A 17,784-nucleotide genomic window follows, 5' to 3' on the forward strand; every position below is an offset into this window, starting at 1 on the left:
CCAAGTCTATGGGGCGGCCGCGGAAATCCTTCCGGCGTTAAGCGGCGGACGGACACCCCGCCTGGTGGGGCGGGATGTCCGTCTGGTGGTTCCGCGGCTGTGGGGTCGCCGCTGTGGCGTCGCCCGGAGCGTCTACTGCGCCAACAGCGCCCGGTGTGCTTCCCGGCGTCGGGCCTGTTCGTCCGGATCAGGAACCGGCAGCGAGGCAATCAGCCGTTTGGTGTAGTCGTGCTGCGGCGCGCCCATCACCTGGCTGCCGATGCCCTGCTCCACGAGTTTGCCCTTGTAGAGGACACCCACCCACTGCGACAGGATGTCCACCACCGCGAGGTCGTGGCTGATGAACAGGGCCGCAAACCCGAACTCGGCCTGGATTTCCTTGAAGAGTTCCAGGACTTTTGCCTGCACGGAAACGTCCAGGGCCGACGTCGGCTCGTCAGCGATGAGCAACCGCGGGTTCAGGATCAGCGCCCGCGCCAGGGACGCCCGCTGGCGCTGCCCGCCGGACAGCTCGTGCGGGTACCGTTCAGCGTACGACGCCGGCAGCTGCACCGATTCGAGCAGTTCAGCCACGCGTTTGCGCGCCTGCGCCCGGCTCGGGTCGGTGTGGATGATCATGGGTTCCGCTACGCAGTCACCGATGGTCAGCTGCGGGTTGAAGGACGCGGCCGGATCCTGGAACACAAAGCCAATATCCTTCCGGAGGGGTTTGAACGTCCGCTCCTTGAGGTTCAGCATCTCGTAGCCGAGTACCTTCAGGCTGCCGCCCGTGGTCCGGTTCAGGCCCGCGATGGCCCGGCCGATGGTGGTTTTCCCGGAGCCCGATTCGCCCACCAGTCCAAAGACTTCGCCCTGGGACACGGTGAAGCTGACCCCGTCCACGGCCTTGAAGGCCGGTGTTCCCAGCCTGCCGGGGTACTCGATGGTCAGGTCGGTTGCCTCCACCAGCACGGGCGAGCCCTGGTGGGCGCGTTCCAACAGGCCCTCCGACGCCGAGTTCCGGCCCAGGTGGGGCACGGCGGCCAGCAGCTTCTTGGTGTAGTCCTCTTTGGGTTCGGCAAACAGCACCCGCACCGGCGCTTCCTCCACCACGTCACCCTGGTACATCACCACCACGCGATCCGCGAGATCGGCCACCACGCCCATGTTGTGGGTGATCAGCACGATCGAGGTGCCGTACGTGTCCCGAAGATCCCGAAGCAGCTCCAAGATTTCGGCCTGGACCGTGACATCCAGGGCCGTGGTGGGTTCATCGGCCACAATCAGTCCCGGGTTCAGGGCCAGCGCGGCGGCGATCACCACGCGCTGCTTCTGGCCGCCGGAGAACTGGTGCGGATAATAGTTGACCCGGTGCTCCGGATCCGGGATCCCCACTTTACGCAGCGCCTCAATGGCACGGGTCTTGGCATCCTTGGCCGAGACCCGTTTCCCGCCGGCGCTGCCGGCGTGGGCACGGATGCCCTCGGCAATCTGCCAGCCGACGGTGAACACGGGGTTCAGGGCTGTGGACGGTTCCTGGAACACCATGGCCACATCGCGGCCGCGGATCTGCCTCAGCTTCGCGGCGCTGACGCTGATCACGTTGTTCCCGTTAATCAGGACGGCGCCCCCGCTGGTGGCGGTCTCGGGCAGCAGCCCAAGGATGGTTTTCGCGGTCACGGTTTTCCCTGATCCGGATTCGCCCACGATGGCCAGGACCTCGCCGGAGCGGACGTCCAGGCTCACATCCTTCACGGCGTAGACGTCCCCGCCGTCGGTGGCGAAGGTGACTTTGAGGTGGTCGATGGCAAGGACCGGCTGGTCCGCCTGCCTGGACTGGTCAGATACCGAATCAATATTGATGGTCAAAATCCCCTCACATCCGCTGACATGGCGGCCTGCGCGGCCGCGGTTGATGGTCCAGGGGCGCCCTTGGCGCCTGCAGCCTTGCGTCCGCGCAGTCGCGGATCGTTCAGGTCATTGATGCTTTCTCCCACGAGGGTGAGGCCAACCACGGTCAATACGATGGCGATGCCTGGGAACACTCCGGTCCACCAAATGCCGGAGGAGGCATCGGACATGGCCTTGTTCAGGTCAAAACCCCATTCGGCGGCGGAGCTTGGCTCAATACCGAAACCGAGGAAGCCCAGGCCTGCCAGTGTGAGGATGGCTTCGGAGGCGTTAAGCGTGAAAATCAGCGGCAGGGTCCGGGTCGCGTTGGAAAAGATGTGCCGCCTTATTATCCTGGCGCTGGAGGCGCCAACAACCTGCGCTGATTCCACAAAAGGCTCGGCCTTGAGCCGGATGGTTTCCGCCCGTATCACCCGGAAGTACTGCGGGACAAACACTGCTGTGATGGCGAACCCGCAGGCGAAGATGCCGCCCCAGAATCCTGACTGTCCTTTGTTGATGGCAATCGACATCACGATGGCGACGAGGAGTGTCGGGAAGGCGTAGATTGCGTCAGCAATCACCACCAGCACACGGTCCAACCAGCCACCGAAGTAGCCGCTCACCAGCCCCAGGAACACGCCCAGGAAAATGGACATCAGCACGGCAGCAACAATCACTGCCAAAGCTGTCTGCGATCCCCAGATCACCCGGGACAGGACGTCGTAGCCACCCACTGTCGTTCCCAGCAGATGCTTGCCACCGGGTTCGGCCTGCGCCGGGAACGAACCGGCATCGTCGGAAATCTGGGAATACCCGTACGGTGCCAACAGCGGCGCGAATATCGCAGCCACCACAAAAACAGTGCAAAGCACGACGCCGATGAGCAGCATTGTGCGTTGCAGCCCAACGCTTTGGCGGATGTGGGATGAGACGGGCAGCCGGTCCAGCAAGGACTTCTTTGTCGGTTCCATTGATGTGGTGGCCATCAGTACCTCACCCGCGGATCAATCAGGGCAGCGGCAATATCCACCACGAAATTGGTGATCGCCACAACGACGGCCAGCAGCATAACGATGCCCTGGACGGCAACAAAGTCACGTGCAGTCAGGTACTGCGCCAGCTGATAGCCCAGGCCCTTCCACTCGAACGTGGTTTCCGTCAGCACCGCACCGCCGAGCAGCAAGGCAATCTGCAGACCCATCACCGTGATGATGGGAATCAGTGCCGGCTTGTAGGCATGCTTGGTCACCAGGCGGTATTCGCTGACTCCGCGGGACCGGCCTGCCTCAACATAGTCCTTACCCAGTGTGCCGATCACGTTGGTGCGGACCAGGCGGAGGAAAACGCCGGCCGTCAGAAGGCCCAGCGCGACGGCGGGAAGCACTGCATGGTGGACAACGTCGCCAAAGGCTGCCACGTTGCCGCTGCGTAGGGCGTCCAGCCAGTAGACACCGGTGGGCGCCGCCAGCCTGCCCATCGCCAATTCGGTTGTGGTGGAAGCGCGGCCGGCCACCGGGAACCAGCCCAGACCCACCGAGAAAGTCAGCTTCAACAGCAAGCCGGCAAAGAAGACAGGGGTGGCGTAACAAAGGATGGCGAACATGCGCAGGAAAGCGTCCGGAACCTTGTCGCGTTTGTGGGCGGCGAACATTCCCAGCGGTATCCCTACGAGCAATGCCACCACCACGGCGTTGATGCTCAGTTCCAAGGTGGCGGCACCAAATTTGGCGAGCATCTCAATGACGGGCCGACCATCTGAAATGGTCCGGCCGAAGTTGCCGGTGGCGATGTTGCCAAGGTACTCGATGTACTGGATGAAGAGGCTCCGGTCGTAGCCTGCCTGGTGTACCAAGGCGTCAATTTGCTCTTGCGGAAGGCGTCCGCCCTGGGCCGCCGTAATGGGATCGCCGGTGATCCGCATCAGAAAGAAGACCAGGGTAACGAGGATGAAAATTGTCGGGAAAATGAGCAGGAAGCGAATCAGGATGTACTTCCCGAGGCCACCTCCCGCAGATTTGGAGGTGGGGGCCGCAACCGTAGGCGGCGGCGCATCAATTAATGTGGCCATGCTGTCCCTGCTTGGTTTGATCTAGAAATTGTGGAGCCAACGCGTAGGAGGCAGGGCCATCCGGCCCCACCTCCTCACGCGGGTTTGTTCGGTATTGCCCGGAATCCAGGTCGCTACTTGGAAACGGTGCCGAGCCGGAACTTGAACGATGCATCCAGGGTGGAATCCACACCCTTCACGTTGGTCCCTGAAACGGCCACTTGGGCGCCCTGCAGCAACGGCAGAGTGGAGATGTCCTTGGCCAGCAGGTTCTGGACCTCCTGGATTGTCTTCTCACGCTCGGCCTTGTCGGCGGTGACCAACTGCTTGGCGACCAGCGTTTCGACCTCAGGGTTTGAGTAGTGGTTGTTCATGAACCCACCGCCCACAAAGAAGGGCGTCAAGTAGTTGTCCGCGTCGCTGAAGTCCGGGAACCAGCCCAGCTGGAAGACGGGGTAGCTGTCCTTCTTCGACGCTGAGTTATAGGTGACCCACTCGGTGGACTGCAGATCCACCGTGAACAGTCCGCTCTTCTCCAACTGGTCCTTGACCATAGCGTATTCGTCACCGGATGACTTGCCGTAGTGGTCGGGGTTGTACTGCAGCTTGATAGTCACGGGGCCTGTGATGCCGGCGTCGGCCATGACCTTCTTGGCCTTGTGCAGGCTGGGTTTGCCGGAGCCGTCCCCGTACGCATGCTTGAACGATTCGTTGGCTCCCACGAACCCGGAGGGGACGTTGGACCACATTGGCAAGTAGGTGCCCTTGTAGACCTGGTCCGAGATGGCCTGGCGGTCGATGAGGTTCGCAGCGGCCTGCCGGACGGCAAGCGCCTTCTTCGGGTCAGCGTCCGGAGCCTTTGCGCCGTACGGCATGGTGTCGAAGTTGAAGACGACGTACCGCATCTCGCCGCCGGGGCCAACGTGGACCGTGACGTTCGAGTCCTTCTTGAGGTCATCGATGTCCGTGGCGCTCAGGGTGCGGTTGGCAACATCGATCTGGCCGCCCTTGACCTCCAACTTCATGTTGGTCTGGTCGGTGTAGTACTTGATGGTCGCCCCGGCGTTGGCCGGCTTGCCAAGAACGCCCTTGTAATCGGGCCACGCCGTCAGGCTGACCAGCGTGTTCTTGTTGTAGGAGTCGATGACGTACTGGCCGTGGAACGCCTTGGCCTTGACAATTTCGTCGTCGGCAACCAGTTTGTCCGCCGGGAAGACTTCATCGTCAACGATCACGGCGGCCGGGCTGGTCAAAATCTGCGGGAACGTTTGGTCGTTGGCCTGCTTCAGCGTGAAAACCACGGTGCTGGCATCAGGCGTGGCGATGGACTCAATATTGGTCAGCAATGATGCCGGGCCATTGGGATCGTTGATTTTTTTCTGGCGATCAAACGAGAACTTGACGTCTTTGGAATCCAGCACGTGTCCATTGGCCCATTTGAGGTCGCTCTTCAGCTTGACCGTGAATTCGGTGGGCTTGGTGAATGATGACGATTCGGCAAGGTCCGGCACGGGATCGGCGCCTCCGGGCTTGGAATTCAGCAAGAAGGAGTAAACCTGGTTGATCATCATGAACGAACCGTTGTCGTACGAGCCTGCCGGGTCCAGTGCTACGACCTTGTCCGTAGTGCCGTACGCAATGACGCTGCTTGCATTCTCCGAGGCTGTGCTGCCACCGCCACCATCTGTGGGGCCGGTGCAGGCCGTTAATGCGAAGGCGGAAACGCCTGCGAGCGCGATAACGCTCCGCAAGGCTTTGGTGCTCTTGGTCATCTGTGAACTTTCTGTTCGATGAGTACGCGCTCGCCGCCCGCAAATGGGTGTCTTGGCTTGAGCGGGCAGCGCGCTGTCCTGATGCCTAGATTCAACCAGACGCCGGACTCATCAACCGGCATTTTTGTGAGTTGAGACACAAAATTTACCTGACCAGGGTGAATTTGCTCCGTCTCAGAGCTCCGCGCGCTGCAAAGACCGGGCAGCATCGATGGTGGCCTGCCCCAGGACGCGGCTGCCCTGGTACAGGACCACCGTCTGGCCGGGCGCCACACCGCGCAACGGGTCGGTCAGGGTTACCAGCAGATGAGGTGCATCCTCGCCGGGCAGCACACGCGCGGTTGCCGGCACGGGGTCCCCATGGGCGCGGACCTGCGCGTAGCAGTCAAACTCGGCGCCGGTTTCGATTTCCGCGATGGGCAGGCCGGCCCAGGACACCTTGATGCCGCGGATCTCGTCAATGGCCAGCAGCGCCTGGGGCCCCACCACCACTTTGTTTTCCTTAGGCCGGATCTCCAGGACGAACCTGGGCTTGCCGTCCGCTGCGGGCGTACCAAGCTTCAGGCCGCGGCGCTGGCCCACGGTGAACGCGTTGGCCCCCGGGTGCTCCCCCACCTTTGTGCCGGTCTCGTCCACGATGTCGCCGGTGCTCATGTCGATCTTCTCGGCGAGCCAGCCCGCGGTGTCGCCGTCGGGAATGAAGCAAATGTCGTGGCTGTCGGGCTTGTTGGCCACCGACAACCCCCTGCGCTCAGCCTCGGCCCGAACTTCAGCCTTGGAAGGTGTGTCCGCCAGCGGGAACATGGAGTGTTTGAGCTGCTCGTGGGTCAGGACACCCAGGACGTAGCTCTGGTCCTTGGCCCAGTCAGCGGCGCGGTGCAGCTCCGGATTACCGTCAGCGTCCTGGATGACCTTGGCATAGTGGCCGGTGCAGACGGCATCGAACCCCAGGGCAATAGCCTTCTCCAGCAAGGCTGCGAACTTGATCCGCTCGTTGCAGCGCATACAGGGATTGGGCGTCCGCCCAGCCGCGTACTCATCGATGAAGTCCTGGACCACGTCTTCCTTGAAGCGTTCCGAGAAATCCCAGACGTAGTAGGGAATGCCCAGCACATCGCAAGCCCGCCACGCATCGCGGGAGTCCTCGATGGTGCAGCAGCCGCGGCTGCCCGTCCGCAGGGTGCCGGGCATCCTGGACAGCGCAAGGTGAACGCCGACGACGTCGTGCCCGGCTTCGACGGCACGTGCCGCGGCAACGGCGGAGTCGACTCCACCGCTCATGGCTGCTAGAACTCGCATGCTGGCTTTCTTTAGGGTTCGGGGGATGCAGGCAGAGGCGGCTGCCGATCAACCGGTGGCCGCAGAAATAGCACAATGCCTGCCTCACCAGTCTATCGCCACGCCGAATCCTCCCCAAAAGACCCTTGACCCGGCAGGCCTTCACTTCTAAAGTCAGAATATACAGTTTTAGAATTCGAGCACGCACCAGCAGGAATCGGGCGGACATGGCTGAAGACATTGAGACCGCGGGGGGCATTGTGATTGCCGGCGGCGGACTCGCCGGGGCCACCGCGGCCAAGACCCTGCGGGCGGAAGGGTTCGACGGCCCGGTGACCATCATCGGCGCCGAGAGCCATCATCCCTACCTGCGTCCGCCCTTATCCAAGGAGTATCTTCTTGGGAAGGCCGGCGAGGAGGCCGTCCCGGTGGTGCCGCCAGGCTGGTACGCGGAGAACGACGTCGGCCTCCGCCTGGGTGCCCGTGTCACGGGCATCCGGCCGGACGCCAGGACGGTGGAACTGGACGACGGAAGCAAACTGGCATACGGTTCCCTGCTGCTCGCCACCGGAGCGACGCCCCGCACCCTGCGCCTACCGGGAAGCGACCTTGCCGGCGTGTCCACGTTCCGCACCCTCGATGACAGCCGACGGCTACGCAGCAGCCTCGCGACGGGCGGCCTGAACGTGGTGATGATCGGCTCCGGCTGGATTGGCATGGAACTTGCTGCGGCTGCCGCCACGTACGGCAACAACGTCACCCTCCTCGGTCTGGAAGAGATCCCCCTGGCCGGGGCTATCGGTCCCGACCTCGGAAGGTTCTTCCGCGTACTCCACGAAGCCAACGGCGTGAGCTTCCGGCTTCCTGCCTCAGCGCGGGAAATCACCGGCGACGGCGGCGCAGTCACCGGGGTGATCACCGATACCGGAGAGGTGATCCCGGCGGACCTCGTAGTCATCGCCGTCGGCGTGGTTCCGGAGACCGGCCTCGCCCAGGCGGCCGGCCTGAGCCTGGACAACGGGATCCTCACAGACGCCTCCCTGCGGACCAGCGCGCCCGGCATTTTTGCCGCCGGCGACATCGCCAACGCCCTGCACCCCTTCACCGGCCAGCACCACCGCAGCGAGCACTGGTCCAACGCCCTGAACGGCGGAAAGGTGGCCGCCAGGGCCATGCTCGGCCAGGACGCGGTCCTGAGCACGATTCCCTATTTCTACACCGACCAGTACGACGTCAGCATGGAGTACTCCGGCTTCCCGGCCCTGGCTGCCGGCACTGAGCCGGTGATCCGGGGATCGCTGGCGGACAAGGAGTTCATCGCGTTCTGGCAGCAGGATTCCAGGGTGGTGGCCGGGATGAGCGTCAACTGGCCGCGGAAGCCGCAGCCTGGCGCGCAGAAAACCATCAAGGCCCTCATCTCGGCCAGGAAGCCCGTCTCGGCAGAGCATCTGGCCGACAACTCCGTTGGGCTTGATCAGCTCCTGCCGGAGGACGCCTGACGCGCTACCGTTCCCGCAGTCTGGATCGAGGATTCATGCCCGGCCATCCCAGCCTGGCGGGCACGCTGGTACGCGCCGGGGAGCGCCGTCAACAAGGCATCCACGTCCGTTTCGGCGGAGGCGTGCCCCAGCGTGAAGCGCTGCGCACCGCGGGCCGTCGCCTCGTCCAGCCCCATGGCCAGCAGCACGTGGGACGGTCGTGGGACACCGGCCGTGCAGGCTGATCCCGTGGAGGATTCCACCCCCGCCAGATCCAGCAGGAACAGCAGGGAATCCCCCTCGCAGCCAGGGAACGTAAAGTGTGCGTTGCCTGGCAGCCGCCCCTCCCCCGGTGCGCCACGGAGCACAGCTTCGGGCACCAGCTCAAGAACGCCGTCGATGAGCCTGTCCCGCAGGGCAGCAATCCTCGCAGACTCCGCGGCGAGCTGTGCGGCGGCGGTTTGGGCGGCCGCAGCGAAGGCGGCGATGGACGCCGTGTCCAGCGTCCCGGAGCGCACGTCGCGTTCCTGGCCGCCACCGTGCTGCACCGGGGTCAGCTTGACGGCCCGTCCCAACAAGAGTGCGCCGACTCCCACCGGTCCGCCGATCTTGTGCCCGGAAACCGACATCGCGTCCAGTCCGGAGGCCTTGAAATCCACCGGCAGCGAGCCGAAGGCCTGCACGGCATCCGAATGAACCGGCACCCCGGCGGCATGCGCCAGCTCCACAATCCTGTGGACCGGCTGGATGGTGCCCACCTCGTTGTTGGCCCACATCACCGTCACGAGCGCAATGGTCCCAGGGTCCCGGGCCAGCTCGGCGGCGAGGAGATCCAGGTCCACCACGCCTTCGCTGTCGACCGGAAGCCAGGTGACACTGGCGCCCTCGTGCCGCTCCAGCCATTCAACGGTGTCCAGCACGGCGTGATGCTCGACGGCGGAGCAAAGGATGCGCCGCCGTGCCGGGTCCTCGCCGGAACGGGCCCAGTACAGGCCCTTGACCGCGAGGTTGTCCGATTCAGTGCCTCCGGACGTAAAGATGACCTCGGAGGGATGGGCGCCTGCCGCCGTCGCGATGGCTTCCCTGGCGTCCTCAACGGAGCGGCGGGCCCGGCGGCCCGAGCCGTGCAGGGACGAAGGATTGCCCGTGCGGGAAAGTTCCCGGGTCAGGGCCGCCAGCGCCGCGGCAGAAAGTGGCGTGGTGGCTGCATGATCGAGGTAGACGGGCACGCCTCAATTCTAGCGGCGCACATGGCGCACATCCGCGGCATTGGCCGATCAAGCGTCAGGGCGGGGTGATTCTGGCACAGCACTGGCCCGGCTCACTGTTCGGCGCCACCCGCTCCTCCTGCTCCCCACACGCCACTGCCGCTCCTTGCAGAAACGACCCGTTCATGGCGCAGACCACGTCCGGGTGCCTGTCCGCCAGCCGATGGAACGGACAGTTCATTAGGACGAAACCGCCCGCGCCGTCAGGCCGTGGCCCGTAGCCTTCTCCTTCGAGGAAGTCCGTCAGGCTGGCTGCACCGGAGGCCATTGCCTGACCCTTGCCGAACGACGCGGCCAGCAGGGAACCGCCCACCGGGCCGCCGGTCGCTGTGGAATGCTCGATCGCCGCGACCAACAGCTCAGCGGCGAGATCATAGTTGCGGTCCGGCACGGAGGCACCAACCTCGCTCGTTGCCTGCCGGTACATTTTCGCCGGCCGTCCGGAACCGGGACCAGACTTCCCGGCAGCCTTATGGAATTCCACCGCCAGCAGTCCGTCCTGGACCAGCCTGTCGAGGTGGAAGGATGCCGTGCTCCTCGGCAGCCCAAGGGCCAGCGCTGCGTCATCGCGCCCGACTGCGGCATCCGAGGCGGCGATCAGCTCAAAAATCTGCCGGCGCTTCTCGTCGCCCAATGATGCGACAGCCGCCATGCGGCGGCCCCACGGAAGTCTGCGCACGCTGTACCCCTCACTCTAAAAACAACATCCATCGCTTAATCCAACCCATGTTTCTAAAATAATGATACCTACTTTTAGAAGGAGTCCACCATGACAACCAACGCGAAAATCAACGCAGGCGGCCAGCTTCAGTCGGTGGCACCGGACCGGCAGGCGTTCTTCCTGCTGCGCACCGTCTTCACCGTCGCGCCGATTCTCTTCGGTCTGGACAAGTTCACCAACATCCTGACGGACTGGGCCATCTACCTGGCACCGGTTGCCACTGCTGTGGTGCCCGTGTCGGCGCAGACCTATATGTACCTCGTCGGCGTCGTGGAGATTATCGCCGGCATTGCGGTGGCGGTCCGTCCACGCTTCGGCTCCGTGCTGATTGCCGTCTGGCTGCTGGGCATCATCATCAACCTGCTGGTCCTGGGCAGCTTCTACGACGTTGCCTTGAGGGACTTCGGCCTGCTCGTGGCCGCGCTCGCCCTGAACCGCCTGTCACCTGCCGGGTCCTGGCACAGGCACGGCAAGTAACCGGCACGGCTAATTCGACGGCGGTACCAAAAGGAGGCGTCCTGCGACGTCGGCCCGGGCGGCTGCCAGTGTGGCGTCGTCCGGGCAGGCCACGGAAATGTAGACCGACGATGCGGCGGCACCGAACACCCTGGCCATCACCGCCGTCGACCTGACGCCTGGTTGGCCGGGCTTCTCCAGCACCAGCACCTCGGCCGCTGGCCCCGGCTCGCCACCCTCACCGCCCCACCGCATTGACTGGGTCTTCAGGTAACCGGGCAGGATGCTCGGATCAAGGTACGTGAAGAGGCCAATGGTTGACTCCTTATCGTCCTGGCGCGCCAGCGGCACCTGGTTGGTACGGACCTTGGCCGCCACCAGACAGCCATCAGCCTTCAAATACTGGCTCTCGCCAGCCACGTCCTCCTTGACCTGCTGCCAGCCGGGCATTTCCTTCAGTCCGTCCGAGATCCCCACGGGGACTCCGGCGGCCAGGGAACCGCCAGCGGAGAACGGCATGTCCTTTGCGGCCACCGCTTCTGCGTCATGGCCAGGGGTAATGCTAGGGGTGGCCAGGGCGGTGCCGGTGGGCTCCACTTTTGGGGCGGCCGGATCGGGCACGCCAACACTGCAGCCTCCCAGTGCTGTCACGCCAAGCAGCGCCCCCCCACGAGTGCAGCCGCCTGTGCCTTCACGTCCACCCCAACATGTTCGCCCGGACGGCCAGCCTGCCGCCACCCTCAAAGAGTCAAGACGCCGGCCGCGGGAACTGCTGGCGCTGGCGCAGACGTTGTGTGGGCAGACGTTGTGTGGGCAGGCCGTAAACTGGGCGCACCGGGCTGCCCGCGGTGGACTGGCCAGACGAAGAAGAGGATGAGTGTTTGACCGAGAGCAGCAGCTCCTACTACGAGGTGCTCCGAGTCGCCGTGACAGCCACCGACAAGGAGATCAAAGTGGCCTACCGCCGGGCCGCACGAAAGGCCCATCCTGACCATGGCGGAGATGCCGCAGCCTTCCGGCAGGTGACGGCAGCATACGAAACCCTGATGGACCCCACGCGCCGGAAGGCCTACGACCGCTCCTATGCTGCAAGGACTTCCCGCGACATCGATGATTCGGCCGGACCGCATTTTGATGCGCCGGCGGCGGGCACCCATGCCTCGGCCACCGTGCACAGGACCACCACGCCCCGCAATACCGCGGGTGACCCGCCCGTTTACTTCCCTTCCTACGATGCTGCGGCTTTCGAGGCGTCCGGCACGGTGCCGCTGATCCCGTTCGCCCAAGCCAGCCAGCAGGTACACGGGACGCCACGGAAACGGGGCATTTTTGGCGCTGAGGCCAGAATCCAGCGCGAACTGCGCACCGTGCAGCTCATCACCCGCCAGGTCCTGCCCGCGGTCCCTGCGGCCCGGCTGGTGAACGGCCTGCAGTCGCCGGCCGACAACAGCCACATCGACCACGCGCTCCTGTCCGGCTACCGGCTGGCGCTGATCGGGTCCATGCTGCTGCCAAAGGGGGCCTACGCCTGGGACGGACAGACGCTGAAGCACGGCGGACGCTCCATCGCGCCGCCGCAGCTTGCCCATGTTGTCCGGGCCATGCAGGACATCTTCCCGGAGCTGAACGTCACGGGCTGGACGGTCATCCACAGCGCCGACGGCAACCTCCACGAACCCGTCATTGACCGCCACCGGCGAACAGCCAACACCTCCGAAGCCATTCAGGTGGTCAACGCAGCGGGCCTGGTCCGCGGCCTCAAACAATTTCTCTCCGCCGGCCCCACGCCCAACACAGTCAATGTGTCCGTGCTCGCCAGGCTGCTTCGCGGGATGCACTGAGACTAGGATTGGATCGTGTTCCGAATCCTCTTCCATGCCCCCGAAATCCCCGGCAACACCGGCAACGCAATAAGGCTGGCTGCCATTACCGGCGCCCAACTGCACCTGGTGGAACCCCTCGGCTTTGATTTCTCGGACGCCAAGCTACGCCGCGCCGGGCTGGACTACCATGACCTCGCCGTCGTCACCGTCCACAAAAACATCGAGGATGCCTGGCGCGAACTGCAGCCGGAGCGTGTGTACGCCTTCACTTCGGACGGCACCGCCAGCTATGCGGACATCGCCTACTGCCCGGGCGACGTGCTGATGTTCGGCCAGGAATCAGTTGGCCTGCCTGAAAACCTCAAGAGCGATCCGCATGTCACGGCCACCGTGCGACTCCCCATGCTTCCGTCCCTGCGTTCCCTGAACCTGGCTAACGCGGCGTCCATTGCGGTCTACGAGGCCTGGCGGCAACAGGGATTTTCCGGCGCCCAGATTTGAGCGCCCTCGGCCCATCCCCCGGGCCGCCGGCACCGAATTACTCCTGACAGCAATTCCGGGGCGAGGAGGAAGGAGCGGTAGGTGACACTGTTGGAGACGAGGCGGGCTAAGCCGCCGGCTTTCCCCTTTCCCATGGGCAGCACCGGACGGAATGCTCAGGTTTTACCGCCGGGCGACCTATGCTGGGTAGTGATGGAAACTCCGAACGCGCCAAACTACGAGGCCCCGGCCGCAGTAACAGACACACCGGCGGATCTCAGCAAGCGCTTGGCCGGGCTGCTGGCACGCATAGCCGGCGGCGACCAGGCCGCGTTTGCCGAGTTCTACCAATTGACATCCCGCCGGGTTTTCGGCATGGCCCGGCGAGTGCTCATCGATCCCGAACTCAGCGAAGACAGCACGCAGGAGGTTTTCCTCCAAGTATGGCAAAACGCCGCGAAGTTCAACCCGGAAGCAGGCAGTCCACTCTCCTGGCTGATGACCATTTCGCACCGCCGGGCCGTGGACAAGGTCCGTTCCTCGCAGTCGGCCACCGACCGCGAGGCGAAGTACGGTGCCAGCAGCCAGGACGTGGACCACGACTCCGTCTCCGCCGAGGTGGACAGCAGGCTCGAGGCCGAGGCAGTGGTCCGGTGCCTGGAAACGCTGACCGATACACAACAGGAATCCGTGCGGCTTGCCTACTACGGCGGCCTCACCTACCGCGAAGTCGCGGAAAAGCTAAACGCAGCAGTACCCACCATCAAGTCCCGCATCCGCGACGGACTGATCCGCTTGAAAACCTGTCTGGGGGTGAGTTGAGATGACAGAAATGAATAGTCAGGGAGGCCCCCGCCGTCCAAGCTCTTTCGGAACTGAGATCGCTGCCGACCTCGAATCCGGGCGGGCCGTGGATCTCGCCGAGCTCTATGCTCTGGACGCGATCACCGATACCGAACGCGCCGCTATTGAGCGCTATATCTCGGCCTCGCCCGACGCCGAGCGCAGCGCCTTCTTTGAGCGTGTCCGCCAGGCCCGGGAGACTCTCGCGACGTCCTTCACGGCTGAGGCCGAGCCTCCCGCTGACCTTTTCGCCCGCATCGTGTCGCAGTTGCCGTCGCTCGCGCAGCTGCCAGCCGATGGGCCCGCCGCAGTCACAGCGGCCCCTGCCGCCACGGCCACGCCGGCAACACAGTCGCCGGCAGATGGCTCGGATGAGCTCGCTGCGGCCCGGGTCCGCCGGGAAGAACGACGCCGGCCCGCCGGCGCCCGCCGCTGGCTCACCGCTGTGGCAGCCGCCGGCGTGATCGCCCTCGGTGGCGTGGGAGTGGGTGCGTACATGGCAGACCAGAACGACCCCCTGAACCAGGTGGTCCGGGCCGGCGACGTCCGCGAAGCATCCGTACCCGTCTCCGCCGGCGGCACTGCCACCGTGCTGATTTCTTCATCGAAGGATGCCGTGGTGGTCAAGATGAACGGTGTACCCGCGCCGCCGGCCGGCAAGGTCTACCAGATGTGGCTGATCCCGAAGGACGGCTCGGCACCAGTTTCCCAGGGCCTGATGGACGAAGCTGCCCTGTCGAAGCCTGCTGTGGTGAAAGGCATTGCGTCCGCTGCAGCGCTCGGCATCACCGTGGAGCCTGTGGGTGGCTCGGCCACCCCGACATTCCCCACCGTGGCTGCCGCACCTCTGGGCGCCTGAGCAAACCCTTCGAGTTTTTGTCCAGATAATGTGCCTCAGACGGCGTTTAGGGCACGTTATCTGGACAAAAACTCAGGGGCTGCGCCAAAGGCCAGCCGCGCCACCACCGGAAATCCTAGAACCCGGCGATCGTCCCTGGGCCGTTGACGGCAACCACGTGGAATGCTTCGGCGCTGCGGCCCTCGACAAAGCCCGCACGCCGGGCATTCGCGTGCATGCCGCTGCGCACCGCTGATTCCATGGCCGCGACGTCGGGATGCTGGCTCACGTGCACGTGGATTGCCTCAAGCTTGGCGTCCACATGGTCGGTAACGTCCACAACATGGTTCTCGCGCTCCTCCGGCCCGGCGTAGAGCCACAGCCACGGCAGCTTATAAGCCTCAAGGCCGGCCTCAGCCAGCTCGGGATAGGCGAACGGGTTTTCCACTGCAGGATAGACGGCCCGGGTCACCGCCTCCCCCACAGCGAGGTGGTCCGGGTGGCTCTTCTGCAGACGGTTCCAGTTCCGTTCCGGATGCATGGAAAGCACGACGTCGGGACGGATTTGCCGGATCAGCTTGACCACACCCTTCATCACCTCATGCGTCGGTTCCAGGTAGCCGTCGCGCTCATGGAGGTAGTGGATTTCGGTTACACCCACGAGTGCGGCGGCCCGGCGCTGCTCGGCCGCCCGTAGCGCGATGATCTCCACCCGCTGCGCAGGGTCGAAGCCGCCCGCGTCGCCGTCGGTCATGATGCAGTAGCTGACCTGGATCCCCGCGGCCGTCCAGGCGGCGATGGTGCCGGCCGCACCGAAGTCGATGTCGTCCGGATGGGCGGCGAAACAGAGCACCCGCCCAATCCGGTGGATGTCCGGGTCGAACGGGCTCTGTGCTGAGGCAGCGGCGTGGGCCAAGGTCAGCCTTTTCGCTTCTTGATTTCTTCGGTGGCCTGCGGAAGGACGTCGAAGAGGTCCCCGATGATGCCAAAATCAGCGATTTCGAAGATCGGCGACTCGGCGTCTTTGTTCACGGCCACGATGACCTTCGCTGTCTGCATCCCGGCTTTCTGCTGGATGGCTCCGGAAATGCCGGCGGAGATGTACAGCTGGGGCGACACGGTCTTGCCAGTCTGGCCAACCTGGGCGTCGTGGCTGATCCAGCCGGCGTCCGTGGCTGCACGGGAGGCGCCGACGGCAGCACCGAGGGCGTCCGCAAGCTGCTCCACGGGACCGAAGTCGCCGTCCACGCCGCGTCCGCCGGCCACCACGATGCGGGCGTCCGAAAGATCAGGGCGGCCGCTGGCCACCTTCAGCTCGCGGGCGGTGATGCGGGCCGCCGTGGTGGTGGCATCCGCCGGCACTTCGATGGTAGACGTCTCCGGAGCGGAAACCACGGATGCTGGCTCGGGCGTGACGTTGTTGGCCTTCACCGTCAGGACGGAAACCGCCGTGGTGGCCCTGGCAGCGGTGGTGTAGGAACCTGCGAAGACCGACTTGTGCGCCGTACCATCGGCGTCAACCGCCACAACGTCAGTGATGACGCCGGCGTTGAGCCGGATGCCGAGCCGCGCCGCGATCTCTTTGCCTTCGGGCGAGTTGTCCAGGAGGACCGTGCCCGCACCGGCTGCGCTGGCGGCAGCACCGAGATAGGCTGCCTTCGCCGAGACAAGGTAGTCATCCAGGTCCTGGGCGGAGGGCCGGAAAACGGCGCTGACGCCGTATTCGGCGAACGTGGCCGAAACACCTTGATGCAGTTCGCCGTTCAGGGCAACAGCGGTCTCGCCGAGGGAGCGTCCCAGGGTAAGCAGTTCGAGGGTGCTCTTCTTCAGGGCGTCGCCGGGGTTGTCAATGAATACGAGTACGTTTGCCATGTCTGTGATCCCTCTTAGAGCAGCTTCTGGGCGGCCAGGAAGTCGACGAGCCTGACTCCGGCGTCGCCTTCGTCGGTGATGATGGTTCCAGCCGTGCGCGGCGGGCGTTCCTCGGCAGCTGTTACCGTGGTCCAGGATCCGGCGTGCCCCACGTGCGCGGGATCAACTCCTATGTCGGCCAGGGACAGGGTAGTGATGCTCCTGCGCTTGGCCGCGATGATGCCCTTGAAGTTAGGGTAGCGCGGCTCGTTGATCTGGTCCGTCACGGAGACCACCGCGGGCAGCGAAGCTTCGACGGTCTCCGAGTAGGTGTCAGCGTCGCGGCGCGCGGTGAGCCGCCCGCCGTCGACCGTTAGCGAAGACGCGAAGGTGACCTGAGGCAGGCCCAGTCGCTCGGCGAGCTGGGCCGGCACCAATGACGTCTCGCCGTCGGTGGACGCCATGCCGGTGAGGACAAGGTCCACCGGGGCGCCGGTTCCCAGGTGGCGGATGGCGGCCGCGAGCGCCAGCGACGTGGCGGCGGCATCTGAACCTGCCAGCCCACTATCGGTGAGGTGCACACCTTCGGTGGCGCCCATCTGGAGTGCCTTCTTCACCGCGTTCACCGCACCGGACGCGCCCATGCTCAGCGCAATGACCTGGTTGCCGGCCTTGGCGCCACCGCGGGCCTCAGCCAGCTGCAAAGCGGCCTCAAGAGCGTACTCGTCCAGCTCGGAAAGGATGCTTTCGTCACGGTCCGTCGTGTAGCCCTCGCCGGTGAGGTGACGGTCAAACTGTGCGTCCGGTACATGCTTGACCAGGACGATGATCTTCAATGTCTCTTCCACTGTATTTACAGCAGCCTTCCATGCTTGTGGACAGCCAGCCGGATAGGGTCATGGCCTCGGAACGCCCGGGGTACGGGTAGATCCTAGCTAACCATATAGCCGTCCCCCGTTGCCGTCCCGTTAACGCCTGTGTCACGGCCCTGCCCTGCGCGCACTGGGAACACGGGGAACACGAACGACGGCGGCGGCGATCACCTTGGTGAGCCCCG

The 17,784-nt window shown here is 64.6% G+C and carries 17 protein-coding genes; 6 read left to right on the forward strand and 11 right to left on the reverse strand.

The annotated features are described in order from the left end of the window. Positions 1-132: 132 nt before the first annotated feature. From ACQCSV_RS13840 to mnmA, 5 genes are all read right to left on the reverse strand, one after another. Positions 133-1,848 carry an ABC transporter ATP-binding protein gene (locus ACQCSV_RS13840; RefSeq protein WP_426938618.1) on the reverse strand — a complete coding sequence of 572 codons (1,716 nt, stop codon included), beginning with the start codon at positions 1,846-1,848 and terminating at the stop codon, positions 133-135. Then, positions 1,845-2,858 carry an ABC transporter permease gene (locus tag ACQCSV_RS13845; RefSeq protein ID WP_426938619.1) on the reverse strand — a complete coding sequence of 338 codons (1,014 nt, stop codon included), beginning with the start codon at positions 2,856-2,858 and terminating at the stop codon, positions 1,845-1,847. Before ACQCSV_RS13845 ends, ACQCSV_RS13840 begins: the two co-directional genes overlap by 4 nt. Continuing rightward, positions 2,858-3,940 carry an ABC transporter permease gene (locus ACQCSV_RS13850; RefSeq protein ID WP_354222947.1) on the reverse strand — a complete coding sequence of 361 codons (1,083 nt, stop codon included), beginning with the start codon at positions 3,938-3,940 and terminating at the stop codon, positions 2,858-2,860. The genes ACQCSV_RS13845 and ACQCSV_RS13850 overlap by 1 nt, the downstream gene beginning before the upstream one ends. A 113-nt stretch (positions 3,941-4,053) precedes the next feature. Then, the gene (locus ACQCSV_RS13855) at positions 4,054-5,691 is read right to left on the reverse strand and encodes an ABC transporter substrate-binding protein (protein ID WP_426938620.1); all 1,638 of its coding nucleotides are present in this window, start codon (positions 5,689-5,691) and stop codon (positions 4,054-4,056) included. A 174-nt stretch (positions 5,692-5,865) separates the two neighbouring features. Beyond that, the gene (gene mnmA, locus ACQCSV_RS13860) at positions 5,866-6,990 is read right to left on the reverse strand and encodes a tRNA 2-thiouridine(34) synthase MnmA (protein ID WP_354222951.1); all 1,125 of its coding nucleotides are present in this window, start codon (positions 6,988-6,990) and stop codon (positions 5,866-5,868) included. A gap of 206 nt (positions 6,991-7,196) precedes the next feature. On the opposite strand from mnmA, the gene ACQCSV_RS13865 reads away from it, so the two are divergent. After that, positions 7,197-8,468: an FAD-dependent oxidoreductase gene (locus ACQCSV_RS13865; protein WP_354222953.1), complete on the forward strand. Its 1,272-nt coding sequence runs from the start codon at positions 7,197-7,199 to the stop codon at positions 8,466-8,468. On the opposite strand, the gene ACQCSV_RS13870 is transcribed toward ACQCSV_RS13865, so the two are convergent. Both ACQCSV_RS13870 and ACQCSV_RS13875 read right to left on the reverse strand, forming a co-directional pair. Further along, positions 8,444-9,676 (reverse strand): cysteine desulfurase family protein, encoded by a 1,233-nt coding sequence (locus ACQCSV_RS13870; protein WP_354222955.1) that lies wholly within the window; start codon positions 9,674-9,676, stop codon positions 8,444-8,446. The two genes, ACQCSV_RS13865 and ACQCSV_RS13870, sit on opposite strands and share 25 nt — an antisense overlap. Before the next feature lie 55 nt (positions 9,677-9,731). Next, entirely contained in the window at positions 9,732-10,394 is a 663-nt protein-coding gene (locus ACQCSV_RS13875; RefSeq protein ID WP_354222957.1) for a helix-turn-helix domain-containing protein, read from the reverse strand. Positions 10,395-10,484: 90 nt separating this feature from the next. On the opposite strand from ACQCSV_RS13875, the gene ACQCSV_RS13880 reads away from it, so the two are divergent. Continuing rightward, positions 10,485-10,913 (forward strand): hypothetical protein, encoded by a 429-nt coding sequence (locus ACQCSV_RS13880; protein WP_426938621.1) that lies wholly within the window; start codon positions 10,485-10,487, stop codon positions 10,911-10,913. A 9-nt stretch (positions 10,914-10,922) separates the two neighbouring features. On the opposite strand, the gene ACQCSV_RS13885 is transcribed toward ACQCSV_RS13880, so the two are convergent. Further along, positions 10,923-11,513, reverse strand: a complete 591-nt coding sequence (locus ACQCSV_RS13885) for a hypothetical protein (protein WP_354222961.1) — start codon at positions 11,511-11,513, stop codon at positions 10,923-10,925. Positions 11,514-11,773: 260 nt separating this feature from the next. Between ACQCSV_RS13885 and ACQCSV_RS13890 the strand changes: the two genes are divergently transcribed. The 4 genes from ACQCSV_RS13890 (at position 11,774) to ACQCSV_RS13905 (ending at position 14,897) form a co-directional block, all read left to right on the forward strand. Further along, the gene (locus tag ACQCSV_RS13890) at positions 11,774-12,733 is read left to right on the forward strand and encodes a J domain-containing protein (RefSeq protein ID WP_354222963.1); all 960 of its coding nucleotides are present in this window, start codon (positions 11,774-11,776) and stop codon (positions 12,731-12,733) included. Positions 12,734-12,748: 15 nt separating this feature from the next. After that, positions 12,749-13,216, forward strand: coding sequence for a tRNA (cytidine(34)-2'-O)-methyltransferase (locus ACQCSV_RS13895; protein ID WP_354153488.1), 468 nt, complete (start codon positions 12,749-12,751; stop codon positions 13,214-13,216). Between the two features lie 192 nt (positions 13,217-13,408). Further along, positions 13,409-14,017, forward strand: coding sequence for an ECF RNA polymerase sigma factor SigK (gene sigK / locus ACQCSV_RS13900; protein ID WP_282328840.1), 609 nt, complete (start codon positions 13,409-13,411; stop codon positions 14,015-14,017). 1 nt (position 14,018) lies between these two features. After that, entirely contained in the window at positions 14,019-14,897 is an 879-nt protein-coding gene (locus ACQCSV_RS13905; RefSeq protein ID WP_354153486.1) for an anti-sigma factor, read from the forward strand. 115 nt (positions 14,898-15,012) lie between these two features. Here the strand turns inward: ACQCSV_RS13905 and ACQCSV_RS13910 are convergent, their stop codons facing one another. The 3 genes from ACQCSV_RS13910 to ACQCSV_RS13920 are packed head-to-tail and all read right to left on the reverse strand — an operon-like array spanning position 15,013 to position 17,563. Continuing rightward, positions 15,013-15,792: a PIG-L deacetylase family protein gene (locus ACQCSV_RS13910; protein WP_354153485.1), complete on the reverse strand. Its 780-nt coding sequence runs from the start codon at positions 15,790-15,792 to the stop codon at positions 15,013-15,015. A 2-nt stretch (positions 15,793-15,794) separates the two neighbouring features. Further along, positions 15,795-16,748 carry an electron transfer flavoprotein subunit alpha/FixB family protein gene (locus ACQCSV_RS13915; RefSeq protein WP_426938622.1) on the reverse strand — a complete coding sequence of 318 codons (954 nt, stop codon included), beginning with the start codon at positions 16,746-16,748 and terminating at the stop codon, positions 15,795-15,797. Between the two features lie 14 nt (positions 16,749-16,762). After that, on the reverse strand, positions 16,763-17,563 hold the full coding sequence (locus ACQCSV_RS13920) for an electron transfer flavoprotein subunit beta/FixA family protein (protein WP_354153781.1): 801 nt from the start codon (positions 17,561-17,563) through the stop codon (positions 16,763-16,765). Positions 17,564-17,784: the final 221 nt, after the last annotated feature.

The organism is Pseudarthrobacter sp. S3 (assembly GCF_050156905.1).
GTDB lineage: Bacteria > Actinomycetota > Actinomycetes > Actinomycetales > Micrococcaceae > Arthrobacter.